17 protein-coding genes and 1 pseudogene are annotated in these 18097 nt (G+C 70.2%); 8 read left to right on the top strand and 10 right to left on the bottom strand.

Annotated elements, in window-relative coordinates; translation table 11 throughout:
- Nucleotides 1–114: 114 nt before the first annotated feature.
- From ACFHWY_RS14245 to ACFHWY_RS14220, 6 genes are all read left to right on the top strand, one after another.
- Entirely contained in the window at nt 115–1707 is a 1593-nt protein-coding gene (locus ACFHWY_RS14245; RefSeq protein WP_416580661.1) for a protein kinase family protein, read from the top strand.
- A gap of 34 nt (nt 1708–1741) precedes the next feature.
- The gene (gene sigM / locus ACFHWY_RS14240; RefSeq protein ID WP_416580660.1) at nt 1742–2509 is read left to right on the top strand and encodes an RNA polymerase sigma factor SigM; all 768 of its coding nucleotides are present in this window, start codon (nt 1742–1744) and stop codon (nt 2507–2509) included.
- Nucleotides 2506–3609, top strand: coding sequence for a hypothetical protein (locus ACFHWY_RS14235; RefSeq protein WP_416580659.1), 1104 nt, complete (start codon nt 2506–2508; stop codon nt 3607–3609). The genes sigM and ACFHWY_RS14235 overlap by 4 nt, the downstream gene beginning before the upstream one ends.
- A gap of 173 nt (nt 3610–3782) precedes the next feature.
- Nucleotides 3783–4733, top strand: a complete 951-nt coding sequence (gene trxB, locus ACFHWY_RS14230; RefSeq protein ID WP_416580765.1) for a thioredoxin-disulfide reductase — start codon at nt 3783–3785, stop codon at nt 4731–4733.
- A gap of 29 nt (nt 4734–4762) precedes the next feature.
- Complete coding sequence (gene trxA, locus ACFHWY_RS14225) at nt 4763–5086, top strand: thioredoxin (RefSeq protein WP_164448776.1); 324 nt, start codon at nt 4763–4765, stop codon at nt 5084–5086.
- A gap of 209 nt (nt 5087–5295) precedes the next feature.
- Entirely contained in the window at nt 5296–6462 is a 1167-nt protein-coding gene (locus ACFHWY_RS14220) for an N-acetylmuramoyl-L-alanine amidase (protein WP_416580658.1), read from the top strand.
- Nucleotides 6463–6477: 15 nt separating this feature from the next.
- Here ACFHWY_RS14220 and ACFHWY_RS14215 read toward each other — a convergent pair whose 3' ends face one another.
- Nucleotides 6478–7143, bottom strand: a complete 666-nt coding sequence (locus tag ACFHWY_RS14215; RefSeq protein ID WP_416580657.1) for a GNAT family N-acetyltransferase — start codon at nt 7141–7143, stop codon at nt 6478–6480.
- A 309-nt stretch (nt 7144–7452) separates the two neighbouring features.
- Here ACFHWY_RS14215 and ACFHWY_RS14210 point away from each other — a divergent pair, with 309 nt between their 5' ends.
- Together ACFHWY_RS14210 and ACFHWY_RS14205 are read left to right on the top strand one after the other, a co-directional pair.
- Nucleotides 7453–8766 carry a PLP-dependent aminotransferase family protein gene (locus ACFHWY_RS14210; RefSeq protein ID WP_416580656.1) on the top strand — a complete coding sequence of 438 codons (1314 nt, stop codon included), beginning with the start codon at nt 7453–7455 and terminating at the stop codon, nt 8764–8766.
- A gap of 8 nt (nt 8767–8774) precedes the next feature.
- Nucleotides 8775–9764, top strand: a complete 990-nt coding sequence (locus ACFHWY_RS14205) for a D-alanine--D-alanine ligase family protein (RefSeq protein ID WP_416580655.1) — start codon at nt 8775–8777, stop codon at nt 9762–9764.
- Between the two features lie 133 nt (nt 9765–9897).
- Here the strand turns inward: ACFHWY_RS14205 and ACFHWY_RS14200 are convergent, their stop codons facing one another.
- The 9 genes and pseudogenes from ACFHWY_RS14200 to rpmH form a co-directional block, all read right to left on the bottom strand.
- Nucleotides 9898–11004 (bottom strand): hypothetical protein, encoded by a 1107-nt coding sequence (locus ACFHWY_RS14200; protein ID WP_416580654.1) that lies wholly within the window; start codon nt 11002–11004, stop codon nt 9898–9900.
- Between the two features lie 584 nt (nt 11005–11588).
- A pseudogene (locus ACFHWY_RS14195) lies at nt 11589–12422 on the bottom strand (ParB/RepB/Spo0J family partition protein); the annotation flags it as partial.
- Nucleotides 12423–12644: 222 nt separating this feature from the next.
- A complete protein-coding gene (locus tag ACFHWY_RS14190; RefSeq protein ID WP_416580653.1) occupies nt 12645–13934 on the bottom strand; it encodes a ParA family protein in 1290 nt (429 codons plus the stop codon).
- 288 nt (nt 13935–14222) lie between these two features.
- Complete coding sequence (gene rsmG, locus ACFHWY_RS14185) at nt 14223–15005, bottom strand: 16S rRNA (guanine(527)-N(7))-methyltransferase RsmG (protein WP_416580652.1); 783 nt, start codon at nt 15003–15005, stop codon at nt 14223–14225.
- Between the two features lie 22 nt (nt 15006–15027).
- A complete protein-coding gene (locus ACFHWY_RS14180) occupies nt 15028–15615 on the bottom strand; it encodes a protein jag (protein ID WP_416580651.1) in 588 nt (195 codons plus the stop codon).
- Between the two features lie 218 nt (nt 15616–15833).
- On the bottom strand, nt 15834–16823 hold the full coding sequence (gene yidC, locus ACFHWY_RS14175) for a membrane protein insertase YidC (RefSeq protein ID WP_416580650.1): 990 nt from the start codon (nt 16821–16823) through the stop codon (nt 15834–15836).
- 3 nt (nt 16824–16826) lie between these two features.
- A complete protein-coding gene (yidD, locus tag ACFHWY_RS14170) occupies nt 16827–17114 on the bottom strand; it encodes a membrane protein insertion efficiency factor YidD (RefSeq protein ID WP_416580649.1) in 288 nt (95 codons plus the stop codon).
- Entirely contained in the window at nt 17111–17524 is a 414-nt protein-coding gene (rnpA, locus tag ACFHWY_RS14165; RefSeq protein WP_416580648.1) for a ribonuclease P protein component, read from the bottom strand. Before rnpA ends, yidD begins: the two co-directional genes overlap by 4 nt.
- 35 nt (nt 17525–17559) lie before the next feature.
- The gene (rpmH, locus tag ACFHWY_RS14160) at nt 17560–17697 is read right to left on the bottom strand and encodes a 50S ribosomal protein L34 (protein ID WP_067300964.1); all 138 of its coding nucleotides are present in this window, start codon (nt 17695–17697) and stop codon (nt 17560–17562) included.
- Nucleotides 17698–18097 lie beyond the last annotated feature (400 nt).

Genomic DNA, 18097 nt, shown 5'->3' with positions numbered 1-18097 from the left:
TCGAGGAGCCGGGCAACACGGGTAAGGTCGCTCTCGACGGGTACGGCAGGCACCGGTGCGCCATCAGTGGGGACCGGTCGGCCAGGTACCAGACGAAGGCGGAGCGGTAAGCAGATGCCCAGCAGCGCGGGTCCATCGATCGGCACGATCACCGAGGGAGGACGGGTGACCCAGGTCGGCGAGGGTCAGGACGCGGACGAGACCACTCCGTCGGTCATGATCTTCGGTGCTCCGACGGCAGGTGAGATCCTCGCCGAACGTTACGAACTGGTCGAGCACATCAACAACGACAGCGCGGGCCGCCTGGTCTGGCGCGGGGTCGATGTCGTGCTACGCCGGCCCGTCGCGGTTGTCATGCGCTACCCGGGAGGCGGCTCCGCCACCGAGATGCTCCAGGCCGCTGTCGCGGCCAGCCGGGTCATCCACCCCAACCTGGTCGGCGTCTACGACGCCATCGACGAGGCCGACCGTGCCTACGTGGTGCGCGAGTGGGTCGACGGGCAGTCGCTGCGGGAACTAGTCGCTACGGGGCCGTTCGACGCGACCCGGGCCACTGCTGTCGGCAGCTCGGTCGCCAGCGCGCTGGCCGCCGTGCACGCCACCGGCATGGTGCACGGCAATGTGCATCCGGGCACGGTGATGATCAGTGACGACGGCCGGGTGGTCCTGGCGGACGCGCGTACCGACGGCGCGGACTCCCAGGAGAGTGACGTCCGGGCGGTCGGTGGGGTCCTCTACTTCGCGATGACCGGCTACTGGCCGCACACCGAGGCGCCCCTGCGGGGGGCCACCGCCGGGCACGGCCGAGCCGCCATTCCCGACGCGGTACGCGACGCCAATGGCGCGGTGGCGGCGCCACGCCAGGTCCGGGCCGGGGTGCCGGCCTACCTGGACGACCTCACGATGGACCTGATCGACGGCGGGATCGCCCCGCCGTCGTCGGATGTCCTCGCAGCAGAGTTGGCCCGGCTCGACGTGCCCGACGACGACTATCTCGACAACACTGGCCCGCTGCGCTTCGCCGGCGAGACGGGCGAGGAGCCGTCGCCGCTGGCGGCGGCGGGCGGACGCAAGGTTGCCCTGGGCATCGCCGGTCTGCTCGCGGTGGCCCTGGTGGGACTCCTCATTGGCATCACCACCTTGGGTGACGACGATCCGCAGACCAACCCGGTTGCCGCGCCGAGTTCCAGCGCCCCGGTCACCGATGAGCCGGCGGCGCCGGCCATCCGGGACCTCAAGATCAGCGGCGCCCGGATCATCGACCCGGACAGCAGCAATCGCAGCGAGGTTCGCGACGCCGAGAAGGTCTTCGACGGTGACCGGGACGAGGGCTGGTCGACGGAGACCTACAACCGCAGCAACTTCGGCAACCTCAAGCGGGGCATGGGGGTCTGGGTCGACCTCGGTGGCGAGCACACGGTCAAGTCGGTGCAGGTGAACCTCTCCGACACCGGCGCCTCGGCGGAGCTGTTGACCGGCACGATCGACGCGCCCTCGACGGGTGCCGGCGACGACCAGGTCCTCACCGCCTACCAAAAAGGTCGGATCGGGCAGCCGTTCGAGACGCACGACGGCACCACGATGACCTTCGACGGCTTCGACGCCGACAAGAAGTACCGCTACCTGCTGTTCTGGATCACCGAGCTGCCCCCGAACGGAGGCGGCTTCAAGGTCGGGGTGCAGGAGATCTCGGTCAAGGGGTCATGACGCGTCAGCCCGGCGGCACCCACCGGAGCCGGTGATGGAGGTACGCGACGCCGGGCGGAACCTTACCGGCGAGGCGCCGGCGGGCGAACCGGTCAGCGACTTCGACCTGCTGCGCGCCCATGTCGCCGGCGACCGGGATGCGTTCGGCGAGTTGTTCCACCGCCACCGGGATCGGCTCTGGGCGGTCGCCCTGCGTACGATCGGCGACCGTGAGGAGGCCGCGGACGCCCTCCAGGACGCGATGCTCTCCGCCCACCGAGCCGCTGGCCGATTCCGGGGCGACTCGGCCGTCACCACCTGGCTGCACCGGATCGTGGTGAACGCCTGCCTCGACCGGATCCGTCGCCGTCAGGCCCACCCGACGGTGCCGCTGCCCGACGGGATCCGTGGCCCGGAGGATGGTGCCGGCAGCGGTGGGGTCGAACCGGCGGCCCCGGTGCGCGACCACGACACCGCGATGGTCGTCCGGGACGCCCTCGCCGCGCTTCCGCCGGAGCAGCGGGCCGCGCTCGTCCTGGTGGACGTGCAGGGCTATCCGGTCGCCGAGGTCGCACGGATCCTCGCGGTGGCCGAAGGGACGATCAAGAGCCGGTGCTCCCGCGGCCGAGCCCGCCTGGCGGTCGCCCTCGGGCATCTGCGGCCCGGCAGCGGGTCGGCACCGGGCGACGGGACAGTGTCCGGCGGCGGCGAGCCGAACGTGCCGGGCGTCACCCAGGGGAACCAGGTAGCGCCACCGGCCGTCCGATCGAGGTCGATGCCGTCCCGACCGGCGTCAGTCGAGAAGCAGGAGGAGGAACCGTGAGTACCGGGGAGTTCAGCGAGGTCGATCACGACCTCCTCGCCGACTACCTCGGCGGCGCGCTGGACGGCACCCTGGAGCAGGCCGAGATCGCCCGGCTCGTCGCGCAGGACCCGGGCTGGGCACAGGCACACGCCACGCTCGCACCGGCCCTCGACCGCGTTCGTGCCGAGTTGGCCGGCTGGGGCGAGCCGGCGCCGGAACTCCCGCCGGAGATCGCCGACCGGATCCGCACCGCGCTGACCGTCGCCGAGCACGTCGAGCCGGACCATCCCACGCCAGTCGGCGACGAACCTACCGTGGCGGCCTCATTGCGGCCGGTGGTGCCATCACCGGATGCCGGCGGGGCGCCCGACGTGGCCGGCGAGGCTGAGTCGACGGGCGGAAGAACAGCAGTCGTGCCGGTCCAACCGCCCGGCGGCTCCCGGCGGCCCGGTGGTACCCCGCGTCCCGGGCAGGAGCGGAGCCTCCCTTCCCGGCCTGGCCGGCGGAGGCGTCGCTGGGCTCGAGTGGCCGGCCCGGTCGCGCTGGCCGCAGCCACGGTGGTCGGGTTGGGCGCCCTCCAACTGTCCCGGTCGAGTCACGGCGACGACTCGGCGAGCGTCACCGCCTACCGCGATCCGGGGGCCAGTCCGGTGGTCCCGCACGCGTACCCGCCGGATGCCGCCACCGACGCGGCGCCGGAGCGTGGCACCGCCGATGCGGCCAGCGCTCCCTTCCAGATCGTCGGTGAGGCGGAGAGCAGCGGTAACGACTACACGCCGGAGACCCTGGCGGGGCTCAGCCCGGCGATCAGGCAGTTCTCCACCAGGAGCGAGCCGACGCTCGGCGGGCAGAGCGAGGAGCGCCTGCCCGGCCAGGGAGACCTTGCCCGGCTCGGTGACCGGCCGGCGTTGAGCGCCTGCCTCACCGAGATCAGCGTCGAGCACGGCGGAACGCCACTGGTTGTCGACGTCGTCGACTACGCCCACTTCGAGGGCCTGCCGGCGCTGGTCGTACGCTTCACCGACGTCTCCGGCGGGCAGTGGGCCTGGGTCAGCGGACCGGAGTGTGGTGTCCCCGGGTCCGGCGCGGACGCCCGCTACCACACGCGGGTAGGGTAAGTCCGCGGTCACCGTCATTTGACCGTTCACGTGACGTGACCCACCGGATGACCGGCTGGGGAATCCCCGCTTCGTACGATGACGTTCTGCACATCAGTGCCGCCGCGTCGGCACTCGGGATCGCCATCGGCCCCTGCGCCGGTGACGACAGTCAACACGATTGGGAGACGGCAGTGGACGAGGTCCGCAACCTGGTCATCATCGGCTCCGGGCCGGCCGGCTACACCGCCGCGGTCTATGCGGCGCGTGCCAACCTCAAGCCGCTGGTCATCGAGGGCGTGCAGTCCGGCGGCGCGCTGATGACCACCACCGAGGTGGAGAACTTCCCCGGCTTCGCGGACGGCATCCTCGGCCCGGAACTCATGGACAACATGCGCAAGCAGGCCGAGCGGTTCGGTGCCGAGTTCCTGACCGACGACGTCACCCGGGTCGAGTTGACCGACACCGGTCACCCGGGCACGGTCAGCACCGTCTGGGTCGGCGAGACCGCCCACCGGGCTCGTGCTGTGATCCTGGCGACCGGTTCCGCCTGGCGTCCGCTTGGCGTACCGGGCGAGCAGGAGTACCTCGGCCACGGTGTCTCCTCCTGTGCCACCTGTGACGGCTTCTTCTTCCGCAACCAGCACATCGTGGTCGTCGGTGGCGGTGACTCGGCGATGGAGGAGGCCAGCTTCCTGACCCGCTTCGCCGACTCGGTGACCATTCTTCACCGCCGGGACTCGTTCCGAGCGAGCAAGATCATGGCTGAGCGGGCGTTGGGCAACGACAAGATCAAAGTTGAGTGGAACACCGTGGTCGAGGAGGTGCTCGGCGCGGACGGCAAGGTGTCCGGCGTGCGGGTACGCAACACCCACACCGGTGCGGCCAAGGTGCTCGACATCACCGGTGTGTTCGTGGCGATCGGCCACGACCCGCGCAGCGAACTGTTCCGTGGGCAGGTCGAGATGGACGACGAGGGCTACGTGAAGGTCGAGGCGCCCAGCACCCGGACCAGCATCCCCGGGGTCTTCGCCGTCGGAGATCTGGTCGACCACACGTACCGGCAGGCCATCACCGCGGCCGGCACCGGCTGCGCGGCTGCCCTGGACGCGGAGCGCTTCATCGCGACCCTGCCCAAGGGCTGAACAGACACATCGGAGGAGGAGGGTCAACAGTGGGAGCAACCAAGTCGGTCACCGACGCGAGTTTCGCCGCCGACGTGCTGAAGTCCGACAAGCCGGTCCTGGTGGATTTCTGGGCGGAATGGTGCGGACCGTGCCGCAAGGTGTCACCGTTGCTGGAGGAGATCGCCGGCGAGATGGGTGACCAGGTCAGCATCGTCAAGCTCAACATCGACGAAAACCCGGAGACCGCCCGCACATACCGCGTCATGTCGGTGCCGACCCTCACTGTGTTCAAGAACGGTGAGCCAGTGCAGTCGATTGCCGGTGCCAAGCCAAAGGGCGAACTGGTCAAGCTGATCGAATCGGCGCTCTGACCCCAGCGACGTCGTCGCCACCGACCCCGTGCCAGGACCACCGGCACGGGGTCGCGCCTATTTCTCCGCCCGCCGCCCCTGCGGACCGCCCAGCACATAACCTCGAACCGGGGGCCGCCGTACGCCGGTGACCACCTGGTCCCCGTCGGGCGGTGCTGGCCACCGCCGCCGGGCCCGGCCAGCCACTGACCGTGCAGAGGGGGTCCTGCGTGCAGCCGATACGTTCCGGTGACCGGGGACCCGCAGTAGCCGAGATCCGTACCGTGCTCACCGGCCTCGACCTCCTGTCCAAGGCGACCGGTCCGCACAGCGACGAGTTCGACACCGCCACCGAACTCGCCGTCCGCGCGTTCCAGCAGTCCCGCGGGCTCAGCGTCGACGGCCGGGTCGGCGCCGAGACCTGGCGGGCGCTCGACGCCGCCCGCTGGCGGCTCGGCGCCCGCACCCTCTACCACGCGGTGCCGGTCCCACTCACCGGTGAGGACGTCCGATCGCTGCAGGAACGACTGTTGGAGATGGGGTACGACACCGGCCGGGCCGACGCCATCTACGGCATCCGCACGTCCCGCGCGGTGGCTCAGTTCCAGCGGGAGGTGGGGCTCGCCCCCGACGGCACCTGCGGCCCGCACACCATGAACGCGCTGCGCAGGCTGGGCCGCAAGGTGGTCGGCGGCCGACCGCAGTGGCTACGCGAGTCCGACGCCATCCGGCAGTCCGGGCCGACACTGGTGGGCCGGACAGTGGTCATCGACCCGGGCCACGGCGGCACCGACCCAGGCGTGGTGGTGCCCGACGGCCCGCTGCGCTGGACGGAGGCGGACCTGGTGCACGACTTGGCCAGCCGGCTGGAGGGGCGGCTGGCCGCGTCCGGCGTACGGGTACAGCTCACCCGCGGCCCAGCACCGGAAACCTGCCTTCCCGACATCGACCGGGCCCAGTTGGCCAACTCTCTCGGTGCCGACGTGTTCATCTCGCTGCACATCGACCGCCACGCCAATCCGGCCGCAGAGGGAGTCGCCACCTACCACTACGGCACCGACAACGGGGTCACCTCGGCCACCGGCGAGCGGCTGGCCGGGCTGGTCCAGCGGGAGATCGTCGCGCGTACCGGCCTGCGCGACTGCCGTACCCATGCCAAGGCGTGGGACCTGCTCCGGATCACCCGGATGCCGGCGGTACGTGTCGAGGTCGGCTACCTCACCTCGGCGACCGACCGGCAGCGGCTGGTCGATCCCCGCTTCCGGGACAAACTGGTGGAGGCGATCGTGGCCGCCGTGCAGCGGATGTACCTGCCCATCGAGCGCGACGTGCCCACCGGTTCGATCGACGTTAGCGAACTGCGGGCGGCGGTCGCCGCGGGTACCGTGGTCGACTGATCCCACGGCACGGCCTCAGCTGGCGGTGGAGCGGGTCACCGGGCTGGGGCGGACCGGTCGTAACAACGACTCCGGGCTCATCGAGCCGAGCAGCTTCTCCAACGCGTACTCGACGTCCGACTTCCAGCTCAACGCCGTCCGTAGCTCCAGACGGAGCCGAGGGAAACGCGGATGCGGGCGCACGGTCTTGAAGCCCACCGACAGGAAGAAGTCGGCGGGAGCCACGCAGGCGCCGGCAGGATCGGCGGCGTCGCCGAACTTCGCGTCCCCGAATGCCTCGATCGCCTTGATCCCGCGCCTGGTCAGATCGCGGGCCACCCCCTGCACCAGCATCCGGCCGAGCCCGCCACCGACGAACGCGGGAACCACGTTGGCGGTCGTCAGCAGCGCGGCGTCGGCGGAGACCGGAGAGGTCGGGAACGCCATCGAGCGAGGCACATAGGCCGGCGGGGCGTACATGACGAAGCCGGCCGGCATCCCGTCGACGTAGATCAGCTTGCCGCAGGAGCCCCACTCCAGCAGAGTCTGCGAGACCCACGCCTCCTTCTCCAGGCCAGGGTCACCCGCAGCGCAGGCACGATCGGCGGAAACCGGATCAAGCTCCCAGTAGACGCACTGCCGGCACGGACGGGGCAGGTCCTCCAGGGTGTCCAGGGTCAGGCTGACCAGACGTCGCGACATTGGCGCTTCCCCACACTAGGCTCGGAAGTGGGACCGGCCCGGACGGCAACCGCCGCCAGCAGCGGCCCGACCGGTGCCGCCACACTTCCGCCCCCGACGAGCGATCGTACGCCGCCGAACCGGAACACGGGAGAGGACGCGTGAACGTCCACCTGTTCCGGGTCCGCGATGTGGACCTGCGGAAAATCGAGGGGGCGTCGGGCGGCGTGTGGCGGATAGGATCGACAATCGGCGCGCCGTGCCGCCATGGTCGCCGGTGTCCCGGGTAACCGGGGCGGGGGCCGTCCGAGCAGCCATCGGGGTGATGTGATGACCGGCACGACACTCGACGACTACACCGATCGGTACGCCCGCCGGGTACGGGGGATGACCGTCTCGGAGATCAGGGCGCTGTTCGCGGTCGCCAGCCGCCCGGAGGTGGTGTCGCTCGCCGGCGGCGCCCCGTACATCGCAGCGCTGCCTTTGGACGCCGTGGGCGAGATGCTCGGCCGGCTCGGTGCCGAACACGGAACCACCACACTGCAGTACGGCATCGGTCAGGGCACCCTCGAACTACGCGAGCGGATCTGCGAGGTGATGGCGCTCTCCGGAATCGACGCCGCCTGCGGCGCCTCGCCCGAGGACGTGGTGGTGACCGTCGGCGGGCAGCAGGCGCTCGACCTGGTGGCCAGGCTCTTTCTTGACCCGGGTGACGTGGTGCTCGCCGAGGGGCCGACCTACGTCGGCGCACTCGGGGTGTTCCAGGCCGCCCAGGCGCAGGTCGTGCACGTGCCGATGGACGACGACGGACTGATTCCGGAGGCGCTGGAGATCGCTGTCGCCGATCAGGCCCGAACCGGACGGCGAGTCAAGTTCCTCTACACCATCCCCACCTTTCAGAATCCCACCGGCGTGACCATGACGGAGGAGCGGAGGCAGCGGGTTCTCGACATCTGCGAGCGGGCCGGACTCCTGGTGGTCGAGGACGACCCGTACGGCCAGCTGAGCTTCGAGAGCGAGGCCCCCGCGCCGCTGCGGGCGCGGCGTCGGGACGGCGTCTTCTACCTGAGCACCTTCTCCAAGACCTTCGCCCCCGGGTTGCGCGTGGGTTGGATCCTCGCGCCGCACGCCGTGCGCGACAAGTTGGTGATCGCCAGCGAGGCGCAGATCCTCTGCCCCAGCGCGTACGCCCAGGCCGCCGTGGCCACGTACCTCAGCACGATGCCGTGGCGCGAGCAGCTGAAGGTCTACCGGGAGGTCTATCGCGAGCGGCGGGACGCGATGTTCACCGCCCTGGAGGACCTGATGCCGGCCGGCACCAGGTGGACCACTCCCGGCGGTGGGCTGTTCGTCTGGGCGACGCTGCCGGACGGGCTGGACGCGAAGGCGATGATGCCGCGCGCCATCGCCGCGCGGGTGGCTTACGTGCCCGGCACCGGCTTCTACGCCGACGGCACCGGCAACGGCCACATGCGGCTCAACTTCTCGTTCCCGCCGCCCGAGCGGATCCGGGAGGGCGTCCGCCGGCTCGCCAGCGTGATGGAGCAGGACATCGCCATGCGACGCGTGTTCGGCGCGGTCGGCGGGCCGGGTAGCCGGCGCAGCGGGGCCGGCTCGGATGTCCCGGGTCCCGACTTGGCATGATGCCCGGCATGGGTGTCACCGCTGCCGAAGAACCCGTCGTGTCCGGTCCCGCCGCCACCGATCTGCACGTGCTCGTGCTCGCCGGTGGGCTGTCGTACGAACGAGATGTGTCGCTCCGCTCCGGACGCCGGGTGCTCGACGCGCTGCGGGCCGTGGGGATGGAGGCCGCGCTGCGCGATGCAGACGTCGCCCTGCTACCGGCGCTGGCCGCGGATCCGCCCGACGCCGTGGTCATCGCCCTGCACGGCGCGACCGGTGAGGACGGGTCGTTGCGCGGGGTGCTCGACCTTTGCGGCATCCCGTACGTCGGTTGCGACGCTAGGGCCTCCCGCCTGGCGTGGGACAAGCCGTCGGCGAAGGCCGTGCTGCGGGAGGCCGGCATCACCACCCCTGACTGGGTGGCGCTCCCACATGACCGGTTCAGCGAGTTGGGCGCGGTGGCCGTGCTCGACCGCATCGTCGATCGGCTCGGGTTGCCCCTGATGGTGAAGCCCGCGCAGGGCGGCTCTGGCCTGGGCGCCGCCGTGGTCCGGGACGCGGCGTCACTGCCGGCCGCGATGGTCGGTTGTTTCGCGTACGACTCAACTGCGCTCGTCGAGCGCCACGTGCCCGGCGTGGACGTGGCGGTCTCCGTCATCGACCTGGGGGGCGGCCCGCAGGCGCTACCGGCGGTTGAGATCGTGCCCCGTAACGGGCTCTACGACTACGCAGCCCGCTACACGGCAGGCCGCACCACCTGGCACACGCCGGCCCGCCTACGGCCCTCGGTGGCCGAAGCGGTGTCGCAGGTCGCGCTCGCCGCCCACAGCGCACTCGGTCTGCGCGATCTCAGCCGAGTCGACCTGATCGTCGACTCGGGCGGCCAACCGCACGTGCTGGAGGCCAATGTCTCACCGGGCATGACCGAGACGTCGCTGCTACCGCTCGCCGTGCAGGCAGCCGGTTTCGACTTCGGGCGCGTGATCGGCGACCTGGTCGCCCGCGCCGCTGCTCGCTGAACCTCTCCGGGTGGTCGAGGGCTGCATTCAGGCCAACGACCGACCTGACGACGATCGGCGAGCCCGCTGGCAGTTCGCGGCGACGTCGTCGGCTGCCCGCTCGGCCGGTCCGACCCGAGCGGGCAGCCGACGTTCAGGCAGATTTCGGCCGGCCAGGCTGGGTGGCAGCGTTTCCCGGCTGATCCGGCGGCGAATCGGCGACCGAGACGGAGTCGACTCCACCGCTCTGCTGGCCGGGCCCGGATGACGTCGGGCGGGCCTTGCCCGAGTCCCGCACCTCGCCAGCAGCCGCCTCCTGTACGACCTCCGATGCCTCCGCCGGCTCGGGCGCTCCGCCCGGTCCCGGCGCTTCCGGCCTTTTCGGCTGGTGTTCGCCGGCCATGGACTCCGGATTAACCATCATCACGCCGGGGACCGTCTGGATTGTCGTCGCGGATCGGATCGGCTCCGCTTCGGTAGCCTCCTGACGTCCGGCGTCGCCTGCCGGTCCAGATGCGTCCTGCGGGACTGGCGGCGCTTCGGCCTCCTGCTCAGAGTCCACCAGGCTTGCCGAGGCGTCGGGAGGCTCGGCTGTCTCACCGATGACGTCCAGCAGTGATCCGCCCTCGGCCGGCCTGTTCTTTGCCGGCGACGCCGACTGCGCGGCGAGGCTGGACGGCGCCTGCCACTGGATGCGGGGCGGTTCGGCCAGTGGCCGCCCGCCGAATTCGGCCAGCCAGGCCGCAACGTGGGCGAGGTTCTCCCGCCACGCGACCTCAGAGATCGGCGGCAGGATCGAGTCCCAGAGGGACAGGAAGGTCCCCCGCAGTTGAAGCCGCCCGTACGGGCGGGCGAGGAACCACATGTGGAGATGGGCCGACCCGTCGCCCCAACGGTTGACGTGCACTCGGGCCACTCCGTCCAGCGAGCGGATGGCCCGTTCGAGCCGGACCGTCATCACACCCAGCTCGGCGGCGAGCAGGTTCGGCAGGTCGCCGAGATCCAGGTGCGATCGAGACTCCAGGATGAGGACCATCGGTAGGCCGGTGGGCCGGTCCATGGCTCGTACCCGCCACCGCTCGCCGACCCAGATGTAGGCCTCGTCGGGCGCCTGACAGGCGGTACATTCCCGGTCTGCCTCGCCCTTGCGGGGCGGTTCGACCGGTACCGGATCGGCGAGCGGCTTGACCCGCAGGTCGCCCTCGAAGGGAAACGACGGCCACTGGGTGAAGTCCGGAATTGAGGGAGGGGTGTCTTGCACGACGCTGACCCTAGCCGAGTCAACACACTCCTGTCCCTACCCGAATCAGCTTCGGCACCGGAACGCCGCGCACCGCGGGCGGGAACAGTGTCCACCACCCTCCCCAGAGTTATCCACAGGCTGGCGGTTGTTGAGCACCGACGCAATCCAAGGCTCGACAAGGGGTTTCACTCTCCTGTTTCACGTGAAACGGACCGAGCCTGTGGATAACACCTGTGGATAACGTCAGCTCCACGGGAACCGTTTCACGTGAAACCGTGGCTTGCGCCGCCCAGAGTGCGGTCCCGCTGAGCCCACCCTCGGACGGGATCGAGGACGCTATCCTCCCGCCGACCATCCCGGCAGTCGGGCGCCCCGGTCCGAGCACCACCAGGGATGCCTGAGGCAGAACGGCGGGATCACCCGCACCGACACCAAGAGAGCCGACAGACCTTCGTCCTGTTTCACGTGAAACAGGACTCGACATGCGGGGATGTCGGCGGCCTGTGGAGCCGGCGGTGGCCTGCTCCGGCTCCACAGGGCCCCAGAGAGACGGAACGGCCGTCCCGTCGAGAACGATGGGACGGCCGTCTGTCCTCGGCGTGTCAGTCCTGCTGTTCCTCGTTCTCGACACCGATGATGCCCACGATCCGCTCCAGGTCGTCGACCGTAGCGAACTCGATAGTGATCTTGCCCTTGCTCCGTCCGATGTCAACCTTCACCCGGGTGTCGAACCGGTCCGCGAGCCGGTCGGCCAAGTCGTTCAGTGCCGGCGCGTGCGGCTTCGGGCGACGCTTCGCGGACTCTTTTTTACTCGGTCCCTCGCTCAGGGCGAGCGCGACGATCTCTTCGGTCGCCCGCACCGACAGGCCCTCGGCGACGATCCGCAGGGCAAGCTGATCCTGGGTCTCCGGCTCCTCCAGACTCAGCAGCGCCCGGGCATGTCCGGCGGAGAGCACCCCGGCCGCCACCCGCCGCTGCACCTGCGCCGGTAGGTTCAGCAGCCTGATGGTGTTGGAGATCTGCGGCCGGCTGCGGCCGATCCGCCGGGCCAACTCCTCGTGGGTGGCCCCGAACTCCTCCAGCAGCTGCTGGTAGGCGGCGGCCTCCTCCAGGGGGTTCAGGTTCGCCCGGTGGATGTTCTCCAACAGGGCGTCCCGCAGCATGGCGTCGTCACGGGTGTCGCGGACAATCGCCGGGATACTCTCCCGGCCGACCGCCTGCGCGGCTCGCCACCGCCGCTCGCCCATAACGAGTTCGAACTTCTCGTCGTCGAGCTGCCGCACCACGATCGGCTGGAGAAACCCCACCTCCTGGATGGAGGTCTTCAGCTCCTCCAGGGCTTCATCGTCGAAGACCTGCCGGGGCTGCTTCGGATTCGGCACGATCGAGTCGACCGGAATCTCCGCGAAACGCGCGCCGGGCACCGGGCTGAGAACCGGATCAGTCTCAGTCATCGAGGCCGATACCGTCACTGCCGGCGGTCCGGCGGCAAGCGGCGTTCCGCCCAGCTCGCCCGCCGCCGCCATCTCATCCGCTACCGCCGTGTCGCCAGCGCCGGCAACCTGCACCGGTCCGGTAGGGATCAGCGCGCCCAGACCCCGTCCCAGACCGCCCCGAGGACGGTTCTTCATGCCACGCCTCCCAGCGCCTCTTCCGCATTACGCATTCCGGCTCACCGGCTCCTTGACGCCCCGCTCGGCGATCTCCTGGGCGGCCTCGAAGTAGCTCGTAGCCCCCCTCGAACCGGGATCGTAGGTCATCACCGACTGGCCGTAGCTGGGCGCCTCCGAGACCCGCACGTTGCGCGGAATCACCGCCTGGAGCACCTTGTCTCCAAAGTGGTTCCGGACGTCCTGCTCGACCGCGTCAGCGAGCCGCGTACGCCGGTCGTACATGGTGAGCAAGATGGTGGAGACGTCGAGCCGCGGGTTGAGATGCTGGCGGACCAGGTTGATGTTGCTGATGAGCTGGTTGAGCCCCTCGAGGGCGTAGTACTCACACTGAATGGGGATCAGCACCTCCTGCGCCGCCACCAACGCATTGACGGTCAGCAGGCCGAGTGACGGCGGGCAATCGATGAAGACGTAGTCGAAGTGCCCGGGGTAGGCGGTGATGGCCCGTTCCAACCGCGATTCCCGGGCCACCACGGAAACCAGTTCAATCTCCGCGCCTGCCAGGTCGATGGTGGCCGGCACGCACCACAGGTTCGGGATGCCCTCCACCGCCTGAGTCACGTCCTCCAGGGGAACGCTGTTGATCAGACAGTCGTAGACGTCCGGCACGCCCGTATGGTGCGGGACGTTCAGCCCGGTAGAAGCATTGCCCTGCGGGTCCAGATCGACCACCAGCACCCGGTTGCCGTGCAACGCCAGCGCCACCGCCAGGTTCACGGTGGTCGTGGTCTTACCCACGCCGCCCTTCTGGTTCGCGACGCACATGACCCGGGTCCGCTCCGGCCGAGGCATAGTCACCTCGCCACTTGGATTCAGGATCTGCACGGCGCGCATCGCCTCCATTGCCAACGGTGGGTCATCCTCTTCGTGCGTTGAGGTTTCACGTGAAACGTACGCGGCCTCAGTAGTGGCCGGCGGGTAGGAGCCCGCCGGTGGGACGGGCGTGTCGGACGCCGTCCGGGGATCCGGCACCGTACCGGCCGCCGGTGTCGGTGGCTCCGGCGGTGCCGCTTCGAACCGTGCCGAGGCGGACGTGTTCCGCCGAAACGGGATCACCCGAGCTTCGGGCGAGGCGTTGGCCGGCCGGCCGGCCGCTTCCACCCCTTCCGAGGTGGGCGACCAGGGTGCACCCGACGTCGGCGCATTCCGGCCGGGTTTCAGCGGCCTCTGCGGCTCCTCGGACGGCCGCCAGTTCGGATGGTCGGTTTCACGTGAAACAGGGTCACCTGCTGACCCGCTCGCGTGCGAATCGTCGTACCTGCCGTCGTCATGCACCTGTCATCCCTGCCCGCTTCGGATGGTCGGTCCGCACCTGTCAACCGGGCCACTCGCGCGCACTGTCCGCAGAGGTACCGCCCGGCGGGAGCGGCCGGGTCCCGGAGGGAGATCCACCGCCGCCCGCTCCACACTATCGACGCGCGGTCAGCCTACGGCGCACGGGCGCTACCGGTCCACGTCGGGTTCGCAACCCGCCGGGCCCAATCGCGCGACCCGACAGCCGGGCCGCACTCCAGCGCAGGTTGGCCACGCGCAGGTCGATCAGGCCCGCCGACGTGGCCTGACTCACCGCCGCCGCGAGCGGGACTGCTTCGATGACGACCGGCGGCGGACCGGACCGATCGTCCGCTCACTGACGATCTCGACGACGGTGGCCGGCGGATCCACGATCCCGGCACCGCATCTGTGCAGAATCGGCGTGCCGCCGCCGAGGCGATGCACCGCCTGGGCATGCTCGGTGACCTCCACGGCGGCCGACGCGCCCTTCAGGGCGAGTAGCCGCCCGCCGGTTCCGGTCAGCGGCAGGCACCAGCCGGCGAGCCGGTCCAGTGGCGCGACCGCCCGGGCGGTGACCACCTCACCGCGCAGCGGGTCCGGTCCGGCAACTGCCTCCTCCGCTCGACCATGGAACACCCGCACCGATTCGGTGAGCATGAGTTCATCCACCGCCTCTTCGAGAAAAGCGGTACGGCGGGCGAGTGGCTCAACCAGCGTTACCGCAATGTCCGGGCGGGCGATGGCCAGCACCAGTCCGGGAAGTCCCGCTCCAGAACCCACGTCCAGAACGGTCACACCGGGCGGGATCAGCTCGGCGACCGCCGCACAGTTCAGCAGGTGACGGTCCCAGATTCGGGGCGCCTCGCGCGGGCCGAGCAGGCCCCGCACGACGCCGTCGGTCGCCAGTAACTCGGCGTAAGCGGCGGCGAGGTCGAGGCGGTCGCCGAAGAGCCGGCGGGCGGCCCCGGCCAGGTCGGGCCGCAGCGAGGCTGCGGCGGGATTCGGGGTGCCGGGCGGGACAGCCGCCGGCCCGGGCGGCGTGACACCCGGGCCGGCGGAAGCAACGCTCACGGCGTCGTCTGGTGTCACCCGATCAGTCCGCCGGGCGGACGGCGATGCGACGGTTGGGCTCGACACCCTCGGACTCGCTCTCGACGCCGTCGATCGCGTTGACCACGTCGTGGACGCACTTGCGCTCGAAGGCGGACATCGGCTCCAGGCGTACCAGGTCACCGTGTTCCTTGACCTTCTCGACAGCGTTGCGGGCGACCGCCGCCAGTTCCTTGCGACGGTTGGCTCGGTAGCCGCCCACGTCGAGCAGCAACCGGCTGGGCGAGCCGGTCTGCCGGAAGACGGCGAGGCGGGCCAGTTCCTGGAGCGCTTCGAGGGTGGCACCGCGCTGACCGACGAGGCTCTGCAGCCGGCTGCCGACCACCTCTACCACCGGCCGGCCACCTGACACCAGTTCATCGATGTCGCCGTCGTAGTCGAGGATGTCGAGCAGCCCCTCGACGTAGTCTGCCGCGATCTCACTCTGCCGAAACAGGTCGCCCTCGCCTGCGGCCTTACTCGGCGGCGCCTCGGCGCCGTTCTCCTCCCGCTCGCCCTCGACCGGAGCCGCCTCGGTCGGCGCCTCGTCGTCCAGGGGCTGTTCGGCGCGGGGGGTGCTGGTGTCGGTCACGGTGTCATCTCCGTACTCGCTCGGCCGGACCACTGGGTCCGCTCTGGTTTCCCGCGCGGCCGGCGGGACGTCGCCGGTGCCCGCGGGCACGTCTGTAGGGCAGTCTCGCCCGACCGCCGCGTCACGCGCGGCGCTTTGCGTACCGGCGCCAGCCTCCCGGCGGCTGCACGGCGCGCAGCGGGCCGCAGCCGGGAGAAACGGCTGCGGCCCGGACGTACTCAGCCCTGCCGCTTGGCGGGGCGGCCCTTCTTCGGGTTGGCCGGCTTCGCGCCGGGCTTCGGACCGGCGACCTTGGGCGCGGCCGGGGGCGGCGGCACGGCAGCGGGCTTGCTCCGGCCGAACAGGCCACCGGCCTTGGCCGGCTGCGTCCCGTTGCGTCCCGCAGGGGTCGCCTTGCTGCTGGTCGCGGTGACCGGCGGCGGAAACTTACGCAGCACCCACTGCTGCTGGCCGAGGGTGAAGAGGTTGTTGGTCACCCAGTAAATGATCACACCGATCGGGAAGATCGCGCCGGAGACCAGCAGCGACGCGGGGATGCCGTAGAGCATCAAGCGCTGGATCATGCGCTGCTGCGGGTCCTCCGCCCAGCCGGTCTTGAGGATCATCTGACGACTGGTGAGGTACGTGGTACCCATCATCACCAGCACCAGGACGCCAGCCATGATCTTGACGACGGTGCCGTTGGCGCCGAGCTGGGCCAACTCCGCGGCGGTGGAGCCGAACTTGCTGGCGATCGGTGCGGTGAAGAGGGTCGCGTCGGACGCGCTGTCGAACTGGTCGAGGGTCCAGCCGTAGATGTCCTTGTTGGTCTTGGCCGGATCCGGGTTGAGGCGACGCAGCACGTGGAAGAGGCCGAGGAAGACCGGGATCTGGAGGAACATCGGAAGGCAACCCATGAGCGGGTTGGCCTTCTCCTTCCGGTAGAGCTCCATCGTCTCTTTCTGGAGCGTCTCCCGGTCACCCTTGTGCTTCTCCTGCAGGGCCTTCACCTGCGGTTGGAGCGCCTGCATCGCCCGCTGCGACTTAATCTGCTTGACGAAGACCGGAAACAGGATCACCCGAACGGTGACCACCAGGAAGACGATCGCGAGGATCCACGCCCAGTTGGTGCCGAGGACTGCGGCGTCCGGAATCCCGATGGCCTCCCAGGCCGAATGCCAGGCCAGCAGGATCCACGAGATCGCGTAGTAGATCCAGTCGAGACTCAATTCTCAGGCTCCAGTCACGTCGGCAGATCGGCGGCCGCCCGGCTCCGGCACCGGATCGTATCCACCAGGATGGAATGGGTGGCAGCGTGACAGCCGCCGGACCGTCAGACCGGCTCCCCGGAGCGCGCCGTGCCGGGCAACTGCATCCAAGGCGTACGCACTGCACGACGGGTAGAACCGACAGCGGGCCGGCAGGGCCGGACTTATCCACCGACGGTACGCGACTATAGGTAGGGTCAGCACCCGGGCACCCGCTGTATTCGGGCGGGACGGCGTCGGCTCTCTGCTCATCGATGCCGCCGCCCCCGGCCAGACCGGGCGGCGGCGAGCGCCGCGTCCAGGTCCACGCCGAGCCGCTGGTAGGTGCTGGTAGCGGCGGCCGGCAGCGCGCGTACCACCAGGCTGCTTCCCGTCGGCAGGCCGGCGAGCCGTTCCCGGGTCAGGTGCCGCAACCGGCGACGGACCTTGTTCCGGACCACCGCGGGCCCGACGGCCTTGGAAACGACGAAGCCGGCACGGGACACCGGCGCGCTTTCTGCTTCCGCACCGTCCCGCGCCGGCTTCGGCGCTATGTCTTCGGACCCGGTTGTCTCCGGCAGGGTCAGATGGACGACCAGGTTGCCCCGGCCGGCTCGACGGCCACCACGAACCGCTGCGGCGAATTCACTGCTGCGCCGCAGTCTTTGCGCGGCCGCCAGCACGACGCCACTTCCTTCCGGAACGGACCCGGTCGGCCTCAGGCCGACAGGCGGGTGCGGCCCTTGGCGCGACGGGTCGAGAGGATGGCGCGACCGGCCCGGGTGCGCATGCGCAGCCGGAAGCCGTGGGTCTTCGCGCGCCGGCGGTTGTTCGGCTGGTAGGTGCGCTTGCTCACGTCAGGATCTCCGTTGTCGGACGCCCCGGGCGAGGGGATCGCCGGGTCGTGGTGGTCCAGGCCGCCACTGTGGTGGCCCCGATCGGCGCTGCCCGGGTGGTGCGTTACCTCGCCGATGCGGGTAGCGACCGTGGGCAGCGAGCACCCATCACCCTAGCAGAGGGCGGGAGAGCAGCCCCTCCAGCCTAGGTCGGGGGGCAATCACCGTCAAACCTCCCACCTGCGCCGGAGGGCGATCGAAGGGGCCGTTTTCACTGATGCCGACAGGGGGCGGGCGCGTCGACGGTTGATGATGCGGCGACAACGCTGTTACCGTGCCCGATTGCGGTCAGCGTCGGAGTTCCGCCGATGTCGCCGGCAGGCAAGACCGGACACGGTGGTGAATCGTTCGGCACGGTGA

Origin of the sequence: Micromonospora sp. LOL_024 (assembly GCF_048060415.1) — a bacterium.
In the GTDB taxonomy this organism is placed as follows: domain Bacteria; phylum Actinomycetota; class Actinomycetes; order Mycobacteriales; family Micromonosporaceae; genus Micromonospora.
Note: the sequence above shows the minus strand (reverse complement) of the source record. Positions and strands in the feature narration are given on the sequence as shown.